This window comes from Treponema sp., assembly GCF_052169735.1.
Lineage (GTDB): Bacteria > Spirochaetota > Spirochaetia > Treponematales > Treponemataceae > Treponema.
Map to the genome: position 1 here is coordinate 13,323 of NZ_JBQNBW010000011.1, position 17,042 is coordinate 30,364.

Annotated in this window: 13 protein-coding genes; 11 read left to right on the forward strand and 2 right to left on the reverse strand. The window is 44.5% G+C overall.

From position 1 onward, the window contains the following. Positions 1-32 precede the first annotated feature (32 nt). From ACTTJ8_RS03105 to ACTTJ8_RS03115, 3 genes are all read left to right on the forward strand, one after another. On the forward strand, positions 33-1,661 hold the full coding sequence (locus ACTTJ8_RS03105; protein WP_442720279.1) for an ATP-binding protein: 1,629 nt from the start codon (positions 33-35) through the stop codon (positions 1,659-1,661). A gap of 223 nt (positions 1,662-1,884) precedes the next feature. After that, positions 1,885-2,037 carry a hypothetical protein gene (locus ACTTJ8_RS03110; protein WP_442715692.1) on the forward strand — a complete coding sequence of 51 codons (153 nt, stop codon included), beginning with the start codon at positions 1,885-1,887 and terminating at the stop codon, positions 2,035-2,037. Positions 2,038-2,132: 95 nt separating this feature from the next. Then, positions 2,133-2,303, forward strand: a complete 171-nt coding sequence (locus ACTTJ8_RS03115; protein ID WP_442715691.1) for a hypothetical protein — start codon at positions 2,133-2,135, stop codon at positions 2,301-2,303. Positions 2,304-2,522: 219 nt separating this feature from the next. Here ACTTJ8_RS03115 and ACTTJ8_RS03120 read toward each other — a convergent pair whose 3' ends face one another. Then, positions 2,523-3,260: a LysM peptidoglycan-binding domain-containing protein gene (locus ACTTJ8_RS03120; RefSeq protein ID WP_442720280.1), complete on the reverse strand. Its 738-nt coding sequence runs from the start codon at positions 3,258-3,260 to the stop codon at positions 2,523-2,525. 396 nt (positions 3,261-3,656) lie between these two features. Between ACTTJ8_RS03120 and trkA the strand changes: the two genes are divergently transcribed. From trkA to ACTTJ8_RS03160, 8 genes are all read left to right on the forward strand, one after another. After that, positions 3,657-5,081, forward strand: a complete 1,425-nt coding sequence (gene trkA / locus ACTTJ8_RS03125) for a Trk system potassium transporter TrkA (protein ID WP_442720281.1) — start codon at positions 3,657-3,659, stop codon at positions 5,079-5,081. Beyond that, complete coding sequence (locus ACTTJ8_RS03130) at positions 5,078-6,520, forward strand: TrkH family potassium uptake protein (RefSeq protein ID WP_442720282.1); 1,443 nt, start codon at positions 5,078-5,080, stop codon at positions 6,518-6,520. The genes trkA and ACTTJ8_RS03130 overlap by 4 nt, the downstream gene beginning before the upstream one ends. Positions 6,521-6,700: 180 nt before the next feature. After that, complete coding sequence (locus ACTTJ8_RS03135; RefSeq protein ID WP_442720283.1) at positions 6,701-7,474, forward strand: LamB/YcsF family protein; 774 nt, start codon at positions 6,701-6,703, stop codon at positions 7,472-7,474. Between the two features lie 105 nt (positions 7,475-7,579). Then, entirely contained in the window at positions 7,580-8,767 is a 1,188-nt protein-coding gene (locus tag ACTTJ8_RS03140) for an NRAMP family divalent metal transporter (protein WP_442720284.1), read from the forward strand. A 234-nt stretch (positions 8,768-9,001) separates the two neighbouring features. After that, a complete protein-coding gene (pxpB, locus tag ACTTJ8_RS03145; protein ID WP_442719526.1) occupies positions 9,002-9,739 on the forward strand; it encodes a 5-oxoprolinase subunit PxpB in 738 nt (245 codons plus the stop codon). Next, positions 9,729-10,742 (forward strand): 5-oxoprolinase subunit C family protein, encoded by a 1,014-nt coding sequence (locus ACTTJ8_RS03150; RefSeq protein ID WP_442720285.1) that lies wholly within the window; start codon positions 9,729-9,731, stop codon positions 10,740-10,742. The genes pxpB and ACTTJ8_RS03150 overlap by 11 nt, the downstream gene beginning before the upstream one ends. Before the next feature lie 434 nt (positions 10,743-11,176). Next, on the forward strand, positions 11,177-11,974 hold the full coding sequence (gene ucpA, locus ACTTJ8_RS03155; RefSeq protein ID WP_442715686.1) for an SDR family oxidoreductase UcpA: 798 nt from the start codon (positions 11,177-11,179) through the stop codon (positions 11,972-11,974). A gap of 535 nt (positions 11,975-12,509) precedes the next feature. Then, positions 12,510-14,597, forward strand: a complete 2,088-nt coding sequence (locus ACTTJ8_RS03160) for a methyl-accepting chemotaxis protein (RefSeq protein ID WP_442720286.1) — start codon at positions 12,510-12,512, stop codon at positions 14,595-14,597. A gap of 140 nt (positions 14,598-14,737) precedes the next feature. Here ACTTJ8_RS03160 and ACTTJ8_RS03165 read toward each other — a convergent pair whose 3' ends face one another. Then, positions 14,738-16,930, reverse strand: a complete 2,193-nt coding sequence (locus tag ACTTJ8_RS03165) for a methyl-accepting chemotaxis protein (RefSeq protein ID WP_442720287.1) — start codon at positions 16,928-16,930, stop codon at positions 14,738-14,740. Positions 16,931-17,042: the final 112 nt, after the last annotated feature.

Below are 17,042 nucleotides of genomic sequence, written 5' to 3' on the forward strand. Positions count from 1 at the left end.
GCTTAATGCAATAATCTTGCTATACTATCTTTATGAACGCACCACGCAAACTACCGCTTGGCATCCAAAGTTTTGAAAAACTCCGCCGGGACAGATATATTTATATAGATAAAACAGCATTTCTCTGGCAGCTCGTACAAGACTCTAATCCGTATTTTTTAAGCCGTCCGCGCAGGTTCGGCAAGAGCTTGTTTCTTTCGACACTCGCTGCATACTTCCGGGGTCAAAAAGAGCTGTTCAAAGACTTGTATATTGAACAGGTAGAGGAAGAACAGGCTGTACAAGAGCAGCGATCGGCATGGCTGGAATATCCGGTACTGTATTTTGATTTTAATATCGGACAGTATCTTGAAAGAGAGGCTTTGACTGAACGGCTCGATTCTTTATTAAAGGAGCAAGAAAGCCTCTATAGTATACTCGTTGCAAAAGAGGAAAAGCCGTTTTTTGCCTCACGCTTTGAACGGCTGATAAAGGCTGCCTATCAGCAAACGGGAAAACAGGTCGTCATCCTTGTAGATGAATACGATAAGCCGCTTCTGCAAACGATGGGTGTGAACGAAGAACTGAACGAACACTACCGTAATACACTCAAAGCGTTTTACTCTGTTATAAAAACCTGTGATGAATATATCCGTTTTGCGTTTTTAACCGGGGTAACAAAGTTCAGTAAGATTAGTATTTTTAGCGATTTGAATAATCTTCGTGATATATCGATGGAAGAAGACTATGCCGGTATCTGCGGTATTACGCAAACAGAGCTTGAAGAAACCTTCCAACCGGATATACAAACACTTGCAACACGGCAGACTATGGACTATCCGCAGGCATTAACAACCTTAAAGCAGTGGTACGACGGCTATTTGTTCCATCCTGCCGGGGAAGGGATGTACAACCCCTTTAGTGTGTTGAGCGCCTTAGCCAAAAAAGAGATTAGCAGTTACTGGTTCGGCACGGGAACACCGACTTTTTTAGTTAACTTCTTAAAAGAAGCGCATTATTATATCCCTGACTTGGATGGCAATGTTGAGTTGAATCAAACAGGATTGGAAACGTACCGGGCGGTGGCACAGGATGCATTGCCCATTCTGTTTCAAGCAGGGTACCTTACCATCAAGAAGTATATCAGCGATCTGAGGCTGTATCAGCTGGGTTTTCCGAATGATGAAGTTCGGTACGGCTTTTTGGAGAATCTCTTGCCTGCGTATTCCGATTTAACATTGAGTCAAAGCGGGGTATGGATAGGACGGTTTGTACAGGACATCCGCAAGGGGAATGTGGACGAGTTTATGGAGCGGCTGAAGTCGATTATTTCCAGTATTGCGTACGACAACTTCACCGCCGAAAACTTAAAACTGAGGGAACAAAACTACCAGACGGCAGTGTATCTCGTTTTTAAACTGATGGGCCAGTTTGTACAAACGGAAGTGCATTGTGCTACGGGACGTGCAGATTGTGTAGTCAAAACGGCTGATACTGTGTATATCTTCGAGTTTAAGCTCTCCGATAACGGTAGTGCGGAAGAGGCTCTCAACCAGATAAAAACGCAAGAGTATGCGGCACCGTACAAGGGAAGAGGGCAGAAGATCGTGCTTATCGGCAGCTCATTTGATGAACAAGCACGGACAATTAAAGAGTGGAAAACGGAAGAGCTTAACAACTGAACCGCCACGGACGGCGGTGATACAATACAGAAGCAAGTTTTTCAGTGAGAAAAACTTGTCGTTGAACAGCGTACACGGACGTATGCTGTTCAATAGCGCCACGGACGGCGGTGGTTCCCAGCAGTAGCGATATTTTGGCTTTGCCAAAATTCGCGTTCAAAAATTGACAAGGAGGTCAATTTTTGAACTTGCCACGGACGGCGGTGATGCAATGAAGAATCGTATGGCAGCTTACACAAATATATTACGATTAGTATTATTGCAGATGGGTTCAAGCTCAATGACGTTATTATCCGAGGTAGAGCAGATGCAAGGGGTGATGCTTGCATGCCGCGTCGGGGTTGTTGATGAGAAAAAGTCTCTAGTATTTTTATAATGCGGAATCCCTGGCATAGTATTTATGACGGCTTGACAGTGACTTGCTTATCTTCTATAATGTATACCAAAATTTTTTAAGAGGAGGCACGGAGTATGGCTGGTGCAAGTAAAAACTCCCGTACAGCTGTTGCTACACAGAAATTTAGCTGTCCCTGCGGTGGTGAGGTTGAATTAAAGACAATGGTCGAAAACGGTAAAATTAAAAATATTGCTGAATGTGCAAAATGTCATCGTATTGAACGCCGCCCCAAAGATTTTAAGTAATTGGGATTCTCTAAAAATATTTGTTTTTAGAAAAAGTCTAATCTTACCCATATCTGCTGCTTCCTTGTGAACCAAAGGGCAGCAGTTAAATTGTTCTTAGGTGTCTCTTTATTTGTAAAACTTTTTAATCCATGGTTATAGTCTGTGTTTTCTCTGCAAGGTTTTGTTACTTTTTTCTAATTGGCTTTAAAATGGCGGTAACGATAATGCTGGAGTTTTTTACTTACCACGTGGTGCTTTAGCGGGATCGAGCGGTTTATTATGTTGATATACCATAAAATACAGGCGGGGAGTGCCGGTTACCGCATCTGCTGCTAGGGTACCCAAGGCTTGCCCAACAGCAATGTGAGTACCTGCTTTGGGGAGCACACTGGCTAAACCCGCATATACATAGACATGTTTTGTTTTTGATTGAATAAAAATAACTTGCCCATAACCTCGGTGTGGTCCAATTGAAATAATTGTACCGGATGCAATAGCATGGACAGAAGCATTGACTGTTGAATCGATAACGACTCCGTAAAGTTTTCCCGATAAATATGCGATTTCTCCAACCGGAACCGGCCAGAGTATATTTTTATCGACGGCCTTTTTTGTATAAGAGCGGGGGTCATCCCACGAAACAGAAGGGCTTTGCTGTTGTTCCGGTTTTTGTACTGCGGCTATATTTTCTTTTTTTCCTATTATCGATTCGGGAATAATTAATATTTTTCCGACTTTTAATACTGCGGCATCGGTAAGGCTGTTTACGTTCATTAAAGCATCAACGGTTACGGAAAATTTTCGGGCAATGCTGTACAAGGTATCACCTTTTTGAATCGTATAGGTTTCCGGTATATAGATTTTCTGTCCTGCTGCAATCTTTCTTGCGTCATTAATCTTATTCCGTTCCAGAATGAGCGTCAGCGGAACAGAATATTTACGGCTCAATGAATACAGCGTTTCGCCTTTTTCCAATACATGTAAAATATCAGAGGAACAGATTATTGGAGATATAAAAGAAAGTATGAGACATATCAAAAATATGCGGCGCTTATACATAATCATCTTAAAGTATCGGAAATATGTTATCAAAACTCAAGATTTATTCGTAAGGAGGATTATAAATTCTTAGTTCTGTTTTTTGCCGAACGCTTCCAATATATCATGTCTGGGATCAGCGGGAATGAGGGATGGCGCTTTGTACTGCATACGGCAACAATAGATATACTCGATAACCGTGTTACCGAATAGATCGACGAGTTCTAAATCGTGAAAATAGCACGATTTAGAACATCGCATTTCGAGGTAGCCTGTTCAGAAACGGAAGTTTCCGAACAGGTTTAATCAGCCCCTGTCCATACCATGCTTTTTATGCTAGTATACCCTGCAATGACCGTTATTATTATCGGGGCAGGCGTAACAGGGACAGAGCTTGCCCGGAGATTGATTGCTAAAAAACATAATGTTGTATTGATCGACCGGGATCAAGAAACAGCCCGCCATGCGGCAAACCGGCTTGACTGCACGGTTACGGAAGCAAGCGGAAATGATCCGCGAGTCTTAACAGAAGCACACATACAAAAGGCGGATGCACTCGTTGCAGTAACCGATAGCGATGAACTCAATATGATTATCTGCGGCGTTGCAGAATCGCTTGCGCCGAAGGTGCTTAAAATTGCCCGTGTTAGGAACGAAAACTATGTTGCTTCTCTGAATACCGGCAAAGACCGTACTTTGGGGATAGACTTTCTCGTACATCCCGACCAGGAAGCGGCTCTTGCCATCATCAATGCAGTTGAGCATGGGGCGGTGAGCGATATTATTGCGTTTGAAGACTCTCCGTATGAACTCACGTGCTTTACAATCGGAGCAGGCAGTAAACTGGACGGTATTTCCTTAATCAATATCCGTACCGTTATTGACGATGTGTTCGTATTTGTAGTTGTTTCCATAGAGCAAGACAATAAAACGGTAATTCCTTCGGGCGGCACGGTGCTACACGCCGGTATGCGGATTTCCGTGTTGACGCTGCCGCAGTATATTGAGCGATTTTATACTCTAGCTGGTTTTACCGTACAGCCTATCAAAAAAATTGCCTTGGTCGGTATCGGAAAGGTAGGCAAGCGTGTTGCAGCAGGTCTTATTGAACGCCGTCCATTGGGACTTTTCAAACGGCTGTTCGGGATTCGCTCTAAACTGCGGTGGGAGCTTGCGCTGATCGATAAAGACAGCTCCTTAACCAAGTATGCAGCGGGGGAATACCCTGATGCACGTGTTTACAGCGGAGATGTTACCGATGAGGCCTTTGTCGAAGAGATTGCACTCAATTCTTACGATTTAATCATCACTGCAACACAAAACTACGAATTAAATATGATTACCTCTGTCTACCTCAAAACGCTCGGCATCCGCAAAACAATCGCCTTAGTACAGGGCGCTGTTATGTCAAACGTGGCGTATAAAATCGGGGTAGACGTTGCTATTCCGCTCAAAGACGTTACTGTTGACACTATTATGAGCCATTTAGGCGGTAAACACCTTACCAGAATCCACACTATGGGGGCGGGTGAGCTTGAGGTTCTCGAAATTACTATTTCAAGCCATTCCGCCGCAGTGGACAAAAGCCTCAAAGATATTGCAATGCCCGGTGTTTTCCTCATCCTTCTGGTTACCAATGCATCAGGCTGCAGCATTCCGGGCGGAAATACCGTTCTTGCTGCAGGTGATAAACTTGCAGTTATTGTTCAAGTCGCTCAAAGCGATGAAATTATCAAATTTTTTGCCGGTAAAAAATGAAATTCTTCCAGTGTCTTACCATTATCTGTATGATTCTTTCGATTGTTGCAGGAACATTTATTATTCCGGCAGCAGCAGCTGTTTATTTGCATGAATTAGCGGTATTACCGGCGTTTTGCATCCCCGCAGGTGTACTGTGGGCGATAACGCTTGCCCTTTTTCTCAAAACAAAGCGCAGCCCTATCCGTCTTACCACACGGGAAGGTATCCTCTTGGTCTGTTTTGCATGGATCGGAGCAGGACTCCTTGGGGCGGTACCCTTTATGCTGTCAGGATATGTGCCTCATTTCAGTGATGCTATCTTTGAATCCGTATCAGGTTTTACCACAACAGGAGCAAGCGCCTTAGAAAATATCGAAAGCTATCCGATGGCGCTGCGGGTGTGGCGTACCCAAATGCACTGGCTGGGCGGAATGGGAATTGTTGCCCTAACCGTTGCCCTCTTCCCCCTGCTGGGAGTTGGAGGCTTCCAGCTTATCAAAAGCGAAACAAGCGGACCAGATAAAGGAAAGGTTACTGCAAAGATTACCCATACGGCAAAAGCGCTGTGGTTTATCTACCTTGGGATGACAATACTGCAAATACTGCTGCTGTGCGTTGCCGGTATGCCCTTTTTAGAAGCAATGTGCCATAGCTTTTCTACCTTGGGTACCGGCGGCTTTTCAACGCAAAATACCAGTATCGGCTATTATCAGTCTTCTGCAATAGAAATTATCTGTACGGTATTTATGCTCTTGGCAGGGGGCAATTTTAGCTTGTATTTTCACCTGTTCACCGGCAATCCTGAAGAGTTTTTCAGAAATTCCGAGCTGCGGGCATATCTGAGGATTGTATTTGCCGCTGCTATCGGTATTGCCCTTGTATTGATCCCGATATATGGAGCAGCCGCAGCCTTCCGGCACAGCTTTTTTCATGTTGCTTCTATTATTACCACTACCGGTTTTTCTACTGTCAACTACTGTACATGGCCGCCCTTTGCGCAAGCGCTGCTCTTTTTGCTGATGTTTACCGGCGGCTGCTCCGGTTCAACTGCTGGCGGCATTAAGGTGATCCGTTGGGTCATTTTACGAAAGCAAGCCTACAATGAAATGCAGCGGCTCATCCATCCGCATGGGGTATTCAGCATCCAGCTCAATCGCCGCCCGGGACGGAAAGACGTAGTATACAGCGTTGCAGGGTTTCTCTTTGTCTACTGCATCTGCCTTCTAATCAGTTTTCTTGCTGCAACATTGAGCGGACAGGATATACTGACCAGCATTACCGCAGCCTTGACCCTAGTCGGCAATATCGGCGCTGCCTTCGGCAGAATCGGCAGTGGCGGAGATTTCTCGTTCTTTCCGCATTGGGCAAAAATACTCTTTTCTTTTTCTATGCTGGCAGGGAGGCTGGAACTTTACACCATTGTTATCCTGTGTGTTCCTGCCTTCTGGAGGCGGTAAACGCATTACGGGCGCAGACATCCAGAAGCTCAAAAGACAGCCTGATATCCTGATATATTAAACCTGTTTGGAAACTTCCGTTTCTGAACAGGTCTATTGCCTCTATCCTACTCTAACCTACACGAACAAAAGATTGACAAAATAAATTCTCCCCTATTATAATTTAAACCGGAGGTAGCTATGAAATTCTGTGTAGACTTGAATAGCGATATAGGCGAAGGTTTCGGCGCTTATAAACTGGGTTTGGATGATGAAATTATGCAGCAGGTAACAAGTATCAATCTTGCCTGCGGTTGGCATGCGGGGGATCCGCTCATCATGGATGCTACGGTTAAATTAGCAAAAGAACTGAATGTTGCGGTAGGAGCCCATCCGGGATATCCCGATCTGCTTGGGTTCGGACGGAGGAAAATGGTGATAACGCCTGAGGAAGCTAAGAATTATATGCTGTACCAGGTAGGGGCATTATCAGCGTTCGCAAAAGCCTATGGTGTTACGCTCCAACACATGAAGCTGCACGGCGGTTTTTACAACGATACGGCAAATAACAAGGAACTTGCCGATGCGGTACTCGACGGTATAGCAGCCTATGATAAAAATCTCATTGTAATGATCTTGAGCGGCAGTTACATGGCGCAGGAAGCCAAGCGACGGGGCTTAAAGGTTGCGGAAGAAGTATTCGCCGACCGCGGGTACAATGCCGACGGCAGCTTGGTGAACAGGAAATTACCCGGTGCATTTGTAAAGGATCCTGATGCTGCGATTGCACGTGTTATCAAAATGGTGAAAGAGAAAAAGGTAACAGCGGTAAGCGGCGAAGAAATTTCGATCAATGCAGATTCGATTTGCGTACACGGTGATAACCCGAAAGCAATCGAGTTTACGGCACGAATAAAACAAGCACTGATAGCTTCAGGTATCGAGGTACAGCCCCTCGTAAAATGGATAAAGTAGGAAAGCAGGGCATTTCTAAAGACCAAAGTTTTAAGCAATGCCCACGAAAGCATCTCTAAAAACCGTAAGTTTTTGGAGATGCTCAAAAGTATGAGGAGTATCAACATGAAAGAAAAGAATACTATTTCAGTTTTGTTGGGGGCAGCCTTTTTAATGGCAACTTCGGCAATCGGCCCCGGATTTATGACACAAACAGCCCAATTTACGCAGGATTTAAAAGCGTCTTTTGCCTTTGTCATTATCGTCTCTTTGCTGATGTCTTTGGTTGCACAACTCAATGTATGGCGGGTGCTTGCCGTTTCAAAAATGCGGGGACAGGATGTTGCGAATGCGGTACTGCCCGGTCTTGGATACTTTATCACCTTTCTGATTTGCTTAGGCGGCTTGGCGTTTAATATCGGTAACATAGGCGGCGCTGCATTGGGACTCAATGTCTTATTCGGCATAGACCTCAAATTGGCAGCCTGCATCGGCGGGGCAATCGGAATTCTGGTCTTCTCGGTAAAATCAGCTTCCAAATTGATGGATAAATTAACGCAGATACTCGGTGCTTTAATGATTCTACTTATCGGCTATGTAACCTTTACCACCCATCCGCCGGTAGGACAAGCGCTCAAAGAAGCCGTAATGCCGAGTACCCTGTCCATTATGGCTATTATCACCCTTATCGGCGGTACCGTCGGCGGATATATCATCTTTTCAGGCGGACATCGTTTAATCGATGCAGGAATTGTCGGAGAAGAGAATTTAAGCAAAGTGAATAAATCCGCCTTTTTAGGGATCGGAGTTGCTTCAATCGTCCGTATTTTCCTCTTTTTAGCGGTTCTCGGTGTGGTAAGCGCCGGCAGCACATTGGATAAGGGTAATCCTGCTGCCGATGCGTTCAAGATTGCCGCGGGCACGGTAGGGTATAAGATATTCGGTATTGTATTCTTTGCTGCAGCAATAACATCCGTTGTAGGAGCGGCATATACGAGTGTTTCTTTCTTAAAAACGCTCTTTGCACCGGTAAAAGCAAAGGAAAATCTCTTTATTATCGGCTTTATTGTTGCTTCAACCTTGATTTTTATCTTTATCGGAAGACCCGCAACACTGCTCATTCTTGCAGGTTCTTTGAACGGACTGATCTTGCCTGTTACCTTGGCAACGATCCTTATTGCAAGCAAGAAAACAAAGATCGTCGGCAATTATAAGCATTCCACTATTCTTTTTGTGCTAGGCTGGATAGTAACGCTTTTGACGGCATATATCGGTATTCTTTCTTTAAAGCAACTGCTGAAATTGTTTGCGTAGAAAGACGCAGAGCGTTGCCGAGGACGGAGGGTATTAACCCCTCCGTACAAATCAATAAGGCGTGTAAAATAAAAGCCGTACAAATGGCACGGCTTTTATTTACTCAAGTTTGCTCAGGCGCAAACTTGTATATCATCTGCACGTTCTCACTTCGTTGCGAACGTGCCTAAAAAGTCAATCGAAAGTTGATACTTTCTTCTTGACTTTTTATGGGAGGAATGTACGTATTCGGAAATAAAGTATCTTCCCTGCGGGGAAACGGCAATTACGATTGAGTTCGGAAATGAGATTTCAAAAGAAATCAACGCAAAGATTCGGAAAACGATTTTAGAAATTGAAAAACAGCGCATTGAAGGCATTGTAGAAATAGTGCCGACGTATCGGTCTATTCTGTTACAGTATGATCCGCTGCGCTGGACATTTTCCGATATAACAGCACGGCTGCAACAGCTCAATATAGAAGGAAGCGGCAGCGAAAGCGATACGGTTACGCTGATCGAAATTCCAACGCTCTACGGCGGGGAATACGGTCCCGATATCGATTTTGTCTCAGAGCATACCAAGCTGCCGAAAGAAGAAGTGATCAAACGCCATACCAGCGTCGATTACCTCGTGTATATGTTGGGTTTTATCCCCGGCTTTACCTATTTGGGCGGTATGGATGAATCACTTGCAACGCCGCGTTTAAAAACACCGCGCCTGCAAATTCAGCCGGGTTCCGTCGGTATTGCGGGAACACAAACCGGTATCTATCCCTCTTTGTCGCCGGGCGGATGGCAAATTATCGGACGGACACCGCTCAAGCTCTATGCTGCCGATAAAAATCCTCCGGTGTTTATTCAAGCCGGCGATTATATCCGGTACCGTTCCGTTACACCGGAAGAATATGCGGCAATCGCAGAAAGCGTTGAGAAGGGAACGTATCAGGTTAGTATGCAAACAATAAAACGAGGTGATTTGCATGAAGTGTAGTATAAAAGTGATAAGACCGGGAGTCTGTACAACCATTCAAGACCTCGGCAGAATTGGGTATCAAAAATTCGGCATTCCGGTTGCCGGCGTTATGGATGAATTCGCCGCTTCGGTTGCAAATTTTCTCGTGGGAAACGAGCGGAATGAAGCGGTACTCGAAATTACCTATCTCGGTCCAACCCTCGCGTTTCAGGAAGAGATGCTGATCGGCATTGCCGGTGCGGATGTAAGCCCCAAGTTGAACGGTACACCGGTGCCGGTTTGGGAAAGTTTTACGGTTACAAAAGACGATGTGCTGAGTTTCGGCAGTGTAAAGAGCGGAGTCCGCGCCTATATCGCATTTGCAGGTTCCATTGATGTACCGCCCGTGAACGGCAGTAAGTCTACATTGATGAAATCGAAAATCGGCGGTTTTCAAGGCAGAATGCTGCAAGCAGGAGATGAACTTGCTATTTGTGTCAGGCATGGTTCCGTCCCGCAACGGCTGCCTGCCCGGTTTATTCCGGTGTACCCGCACAGCAATGATATATCCGTATGCCTCGGCCCGCAAGACGATTACTTTACCGAACAAGGAATCGCTGATTTCTTCCGGCAGCCGTACACAATTACGGCAAATGCCGACCGTATGGGAATCCGTCTTGACGGAGCAGCCGTTGTGCATAAAACAAAGGCGGATATTATCTCCGATGCGGCGGTTATCGGCTCCATCCAAGTTCCGGCGGACGGCAAGCCCATCATCCTCATGGCAGATCGGCAAACAACCGGCGGATATGCAAAAATCGGTACGGTCATTAAAGAAGACATTATCAAATTAGCCCAAATGGCATCAAAAGATACTGTTCAATTCTGCCGTATTTCGATGGAAGATGCACAGCAAAAATACCGTGCCTTTTATCAAAAACTGGAAGAAATCCAAAAGACTTTGCAGGATTCACGCACTACCAAAATGCAATCTCATACTTCATTGAGGGATAGGCTTCGCCATCTCGTTCGGCGAAGATAAAAGAAAGGGAAGCGCCGGGTAGGAGGGTAAGAAGATGGGGGAAAGGGTTCGACGCTTCCCTCAGTTACAGTATCGGAAATTTTCGGCACAGCTAAACGGTAAAACCGTTGAAATTATGTTTGAGAAGCTCTAAAGCCCGATTTGTGCAGAGGTTTGAATACTCTCCGCACGAATAAATGATGTTGAAATAAAAACGAAGCATCTAATGCAGAATGTCTTGACAAGATACAAAACCTGCTATCATACTTTTTTGCTTTCATGTATAATTAAGCGCCGCTAAAAACTCATTCGCAATTATCTTCCGCAGATATGGTGTATGTTCTTCTATATCAAGCCCAAGGTTTGCTGGTTTTTAGAGGGATTTTCATAAAACCGGATAATAGATATGTTCGATAACTTCATTTTCGAACAGGTTTAATATAACGGAGGTAAATATGGGAAAATTAGATGGTAAAGTAGCTGTTATTACCGGAGCAGCAGTAGGACTTGGTGCCGGTATTGCGGAAGCCTTTGTGAAACACGGTGCAAAGATTTGTATGATAAACCGTTCCGCACGGGTCGAAGAAACGGCGGAAAGGCTGCGCAAGCAATACAACGCACAGATCATCACGGCGATTGCAGATGTTTCTAATCGGGAACAGGTAGAAGAGGCTGTAAAAAAGACCGTTGATACGTTCGGAGCGGTGCATATTGCATGCTGTAATGCAGGGGTGTGTCAGTTGGCTCCATTTGAGCAGATGACCGATGAGATGTTTGATTTTCATATTAATGTGAATATCAAAGGTGCATGGAATACCTGCAAGGCTGTTATTCCATATATGCTGCAGCAACACAGCGGCAGTATTGTCATTGCTTCATCGGTTACTGGTGACATTGTAGCCGATGCGGGAGAAGCTGCGTACGCGACTACAAAAGCGGCATTAGTCGGTTTGACGAAATGCTTAGCGGTAGAGTATGCGGCACGGAATATCCGGGTAAACTGTACGCAGCTTGGCTATGCGCGTACGCCAATGGTGGAGGGTATGGCTGCAGAATCGAATCCTGCCGATCCTGAAAAAGCAATTCGCGATATAGCCCTCGGCGTACCGATGGGGCGGCTTGCACAGCCGGTGGAAGTCGGTGAACTCACTGCCTTTTTGGCAAGCGATGAGGCGAGCTATATCACCGGAGCGCAAATCGTCATAGATGGAGGCAGTACTTTGCCGGAGACGATGAGTATGGGTACCAACTAAACCTCTTTTGCAAATATGGGGGCATCTGCATTGCCGTATCATGTGGATGTTCCGAAGATAACCTGCTTTTGGGACGTCCCCGACGAGTGTCTCGTAAATGTGAAATATCGATTCTGTTAAAGCCGGTATCACCCGTGGTGTTTTTTAAAATCCTTAACCCATCAACGATATGCCCTGCCGTTTTAGTTTTATTTCTTGCAGCTTTTTCTTTTCTGTGTTATAATTGGTCTCGTACTGATTTTACCGCTGGATACCGCTTTTAGGCGGTATTTACGGTAAATTCACATAAAAACCATTCTTTCCTCAATATGTAATTTAAAGTGCTCAATTTATAATTTGTTTTTTCTTCGTCCATGCTCTGTTTAAACTAACAAAGACGATGAAACGTAATACGCAATATGCACAAAAGAGAATCCCAATTACTTCTATAATGGTCTGGTTCATCCTCTTCAGAAGTAGTGGATTTCAAAGGGTGTTCCCTTTAGGCGTAACGGGCAGTATGTCCGTTAGGATATATTACACAAGGAGGCTTACAATGAAAAAACGCTTTTCTCTTCGCTTCAAACTTATTCTTATCTTCGGGCTATTAATTGCGATAGCATCTCTTGTTGAAGGTCTACTTGCCGTTAGAACTGCTCGTAAAGCAGTAACAGAAAAGATCGAAACACATCTTATGGATAAGGCAGGCGATGTTGCGGAAATTATTGAAGGACGAGTTACCGCTTTTTTTCAATTTCTTGACGGGATTGCCCGTATGCCGCTTCTTGCCGATGATGAGGCTTCGTACCATGAAAAATTTGCATTATTGAAACAAGAGGCTGCGTTGCATACCAATATAACCAACATGTATCTGATCGATCCGGAAGGTAATTGGCATATGCAGGGAGGTAAGATCGTTTCTCTAAAAGACCGCCTTTATTTTCAAGTAACGATAAAAGGCGGTAAGTTTTTAACCGCTCCATTTATTTCACGGATCGACAATGCGCTTGTTATTGCTTTTGCTGTGCCGGTATACGGTAATGACCGGGCAATAAAAGGCGTGCTTGCAGCCAGTATTCCTGCAGAATGGCTTTCCGAGCAAATTACCGATATCGTGATCAGCAAAACCGGATATTGCCATATTGTTGATCCTACAGGTACAGTGATCGCTCATAGAAACTTCGACTTGGTAAAACAGCAATTTAACGCTATTGAAAGCAGTAAGCATGACAGTGTATATAAATCGTATGGAGCATTCATCGAATCAATTTTGCATGAAGAAAAGAATACGATAGGTGTTTACGATTACAATGGAAAACGTTACATTGCCTCCAATGCTAAAATTGCTGTGAATAAACTGATTATTTCTGCTCCATACGATGAAGTTATGGAAGATGTTAACACGCTACGCTGGTCATTATATATTACCGGTCTGATTGTTTTGCTCACAGCTCTTCTTATAGTTTATTTTGTTGCCCGCTCAATAACTGCTCCTATTCAAACTGTCGTATTGGCTTTGCAAAATATTGCGCAAGGTGATGGTGACTTAACGGTTCGCCTGCCTGTTACCGGCAATGATGAAATAGCGGATTTATCCGAATATTTTAACGAAACAATTGCGAAAATCGCTGCTTCCATTCAGCAGGTAGGCATGAGTTCCACAACAATGGAAGCAATCGGTAATGAGCTTGCGAGCAATATGACGGAAACTGCCGGCGCAGTAAATGAAATCAGCGCTAATATCGACGGAGTTAAGCAGCAGGTGATGAGTCAAGCTGCGAGCGTTACCGAAACCGCTGCGACTGTCGAAGAAATTGTCCGCACTATTAAGCAGTTGAATACCAGTATCGAAACACAGTCCGCAAGCGTTGCACAATCTTCTTCTTCCGTAGAAGAGATGGTTGCGAATATTGCCTCCATCGGGCAGACACTTGGCAAAACCGGTGATACCATCAGAAGTCTCACAAATGCAACCGGCGATGGCAAAGCCGCGCTTGTTACCTCCAATACCGTAACGCAGAAAATCGCCGAAGAATCAGGTTCGCTGATGGAGGCATCCAGCGTTATTCAGCATATTGCTTCACAAACGAACTTGCTCGCGATGAACGCCGCGATAGAAGCTGCCCACGCGGGGGAAGCAGGGAAAGGGTTTGCCGTCGTTGCAGACGAAATTAGAAAGCTGGCAGAGGATTCTGCAACGCAGGGCAAGACCATCACTGCAACGCTTAAAACTTTGAGTGGAGAAATTGAAACACTCTCCGCTTCTTCTAAAACCGTCGAAGAAAAGTTCAATGCGATTTTCGCTCTTGCTGAACAGGTAAAAGAAATGAGTAACCGGCTGACTGAAGCAATGCGCGAGCAGGAGCATGGCAGTAAAGAAGTATTAGCGGCTATTAGAAGTATCAGCACAGTAACAACAGAAGTAGAGTCCGGTTCTGAAGAAATGCTGAAAGGGGGCGAAGGGGTGGCATCCGAAATGCGTAAGCTCGGTAATCTTACCCGTGTTATCACCGAAAGTATGAATGAGATGGCATCGGGAGCTGTGCAGATTAACAACGCTGTGCAGGAAGTCAACGAGATTACGCAGAAGAATAAGCGAAGTATTGAGAATCTTGCAAGTGAAGTTGGACAGTTCAAGGTGTAAATGTGAGTTGTTGACATTCCGCCGGCGGCAGCAGACTTTTTCTGAATTAAAATGCAACAGGTGAACAAAATCAACATCCCCGACGCCAAGCACCGGGGGTGTTGATTCAGCGTATATTCTTTAATTAACTATTCTATTTTTTAATCACCGGTTCCAACCTTAAACTGACGTACCTCATCGGAAAGCCCTTCAATACTTTCTTTATTTTTTCTGGTCAGTTGGGTTATATCGCTAACGGCATTATTTATCTTTGTAGCGCCATTTGCCATTTCAGTCATACTTACCGAAATAGCCTTTGTCAAATCATCCAATTTGTGCATCTCCCGTGCAATTTCTTGGCTTCCCTTGAACATCATCGCCGAGTCTTCTTGCACTTCAAGCGTAACAGTATTAACATCCTTGATAACAGCTAGTACCGCATTACTTGAATCTTCCTGCTGTTTCAGTGTTTTCGTTAGATATGAAGCGATACTGTTTACTTGACCCGCCGCATCAAAAATGACATTGAATTTACCTTCTACCGCTTTTGAAGAGGAAGAAAGATTTTCAATCTCCAGCCCTAGGTTTTTCAGTGTTGTGGTAATCATTTTTCCTTGCGCGCTCGATTCCTCAGCAAGTTTACGGATTTCATCGGCGACAACAGCAAAACCTTTTCCCGCTTCACCGGCATGCGCGGCTTCGATTGCTGCATTCATTGCCAAGAGGTTCGTTTGACTTGCAATATTTTGAATGATATTCGATGCTTCCATAAGACCGCCGGAGCTTTCCATAATCTTTTGTATTCCGCTATTGGTAGCTAAAAGCGTTTCTTTACCGTCTCCGGTTGCTTGGACAAGTTGAGAAATAACGGCGGTACTATCGGCAAGCGATTGTGTAATAGCCGCAATATTTTTTGCCATTTCCTCTGCAGAACCTGATGACTGACTCACCCGTTCTGCCTGCTGCTCAATGCGCTGCGCCAGCCGCTGAATAGTGTCGGCCATCTCTTCGACCGTTGCTGCCGTATCGGTAACGCTCTTTGCTTGGTGAGCAGCCTGCTGTTTTACTTCATTGATGTTTGCGTGAATTTCATTAATTGCACCTGCGGTTTCCATCATATTGGCATCAAGATTCCTACCTATATCCCGCATAACCTGTGTATTACCGCCGATTGTTTGGATGGTGTGCTCAATTTTTTGCATGGTATCGTTAAAATAACCGGACAATTCCGTAATCTCATCATTGCCGGTAAGCGGGAGCCGTACGCGGAGATCGCCTTCCCCTTCGGCAATTTCCCTCAACGCATTACTAGTTCGCTGCAGCGGTTTTGATACCATATTGCGCACTAGTATGAACAGCAAGCCGACCATCAAAATGAGTGCAATTGCATACTGCAGCATATTGACAATAACCGTCCGCATGACATTTTTGGTAGATAAATGAATGGATATAACCGAAATAAATGTCCATTTTGTATCTACGCCTTTGATGGTAACAGGACTGAATTGTACGGTAGACAGTAAGCCTGAAATGCGAGAAAATGTTGTATAGTCTTTTTTCTCGCCTCGTTCCGTGACCTCAAAAAAGGTTTTAAAGTCAGGACTTACTTCAAGCTGATTAGTCATCACTTTTGAAGCATCAGCCCCGTTAGCAATAACACTTCCATCGTCTGCACATAAAATCTTAAAATTTTCTTTCGATGTTCCCGGTATTTCAGCTAATTTTTTTTGTATAAAGGTAACATTTATATCGGCATTCAGTGCGCCTAAAACTCTTCCGTGATAGATAATCGGAATAGCGAGGGTTGTAACGATATTCGCTTCATACTGATATGGAGGGCATAAGACAGGCTGTTTCTGCCGTATCGGTTCATAGTACCAATATTCATTCGCAGGATCGTCAACGCCATCTATAACAATTCCTGCCGATGTTTTATGTGTGTAGGTAATAAACCGCCCATGGGTTCTATAGAGGGGGATGCCGTCAAAATCAGTATCTTTTCCATCAAAGGTGTTCGGTTCAAAAAGAATACCGAAGGCTTCAAGCGTACTGTTTTCCGCCAAAATGGTTTTTGAATACTGCAATAGCCGATCTCTACTTCTTTGTTCAATCGGCAGTTCAAGCTCCGCTTTTATGAGCGACACCATATCCCGTGCCGATTGCCCGACTTCGGCAAAAATAGCTTCAAGATCATGGGTGATACTGTCGTTTTGGTTCCGTATGATTTCATTATTTTTGTCTATTGATACCCGGTAATCCGCTAAACCGTCATAGATACCTTTTCCTGCGAACATAACCGCAAATACGAGCGAGGTAATTAAGATGAGTTTTCTACCGATACTTCTTTTTTTCATAGTAGGGTTTCCTTTGTTCGAAGAATATTTGCTGGGGGGAGGGGGTGTTTTCATTGTTAACCTCTTTTTTGCTATAAAGCAGTGTTTTTATTACAATTCATCTAAAAATAGT

What these genes read in the sequence shown, in the direction of transcription:
- ACTTJ8_RS03105 (WP_442720279.1), top strand. Translation starts at nt 33, where the DNA reads ATGAACGCACCACGCAAACTACCGCTTGGCATCCAAAGTTTTGAAAAA.
- ACTTJ8_RS03110 (WP_442715692.1), top strand. Translation starts at nt 1,885, where the DNA reads ATGGCAGCTTACACAAATATATTACGATTAGTATTATTGCAGATGGGT.
- ACTTJ8_RS03115 (WP_442715691.1), top strand. Translation starts at nt 2,133, where the DNA reads ATGGCTGGTGCAAGTAAAAACTCCCGTACAGCTGTTGCTACACAGAAA.
- trkA (WP_442720281.1), top strand. Translation starts at nt 3,657, where the DNA reads ATGCTAGTATACCCTGCAATGACCGTTATTATTATCGGGGCAGGCGTA.
- ACTTJ8_RS03130 (WP_442720282.1), top strand. Translation starts at nt 5,078, where the DNA reads ATGAAATTCTTCCAGTGTCTTACCATTATCTGTATGATTCTTTCGATT.
- ACTTJ8_RS03135 (WP_442720283.1), top strand. Translation starts at nt 6,701, where the DNA reads ATGAAATTCTGTGTAGACTTGAATAGCGATATAGGCGAAGGTTTCGGC.
- ACTTJ8_RS03140 (WP_442720284.1), top strand. Translation starts at nt 7,580, where the DNA reads ATGAAAGAAAAGAATACTATTTCAGTTTTGTTGGGGGCAGCCTTTTTA.
- ACTTJ8_RS03150 (WP_442720285.1), top strand. Translation starts at nt 9,729, where the DNA reads ATGAAGTGTAGTATAAAAGTGATAAGACCGGGAGTCTGTACAACCATT.
- ucpA (WP_442715686.1), top strand. Translation starts at nt 11,177, where the DNA reads ATGGGAAAATTAGATGGTAAAGTAGCTGTTATTACCGGAGCAGCAGTA.
- ACTTJ8_RS03160 (WP_442720286.1), top strand. Translation starts at nt 12,510, where the DNA reads ATGAAAAAACGCTTTTCTCTTCGCTTCAAACTTATTCTTATCTTCGGG.
- ACTTJ8_RS03165 (WP_442720287.1), bottom strand. Translation starts at nt 16,930, where the DNA reads ATGAAAAAAAGAAGTATCGGTAGAAAACTCATCTTAATTACCTCGCTC.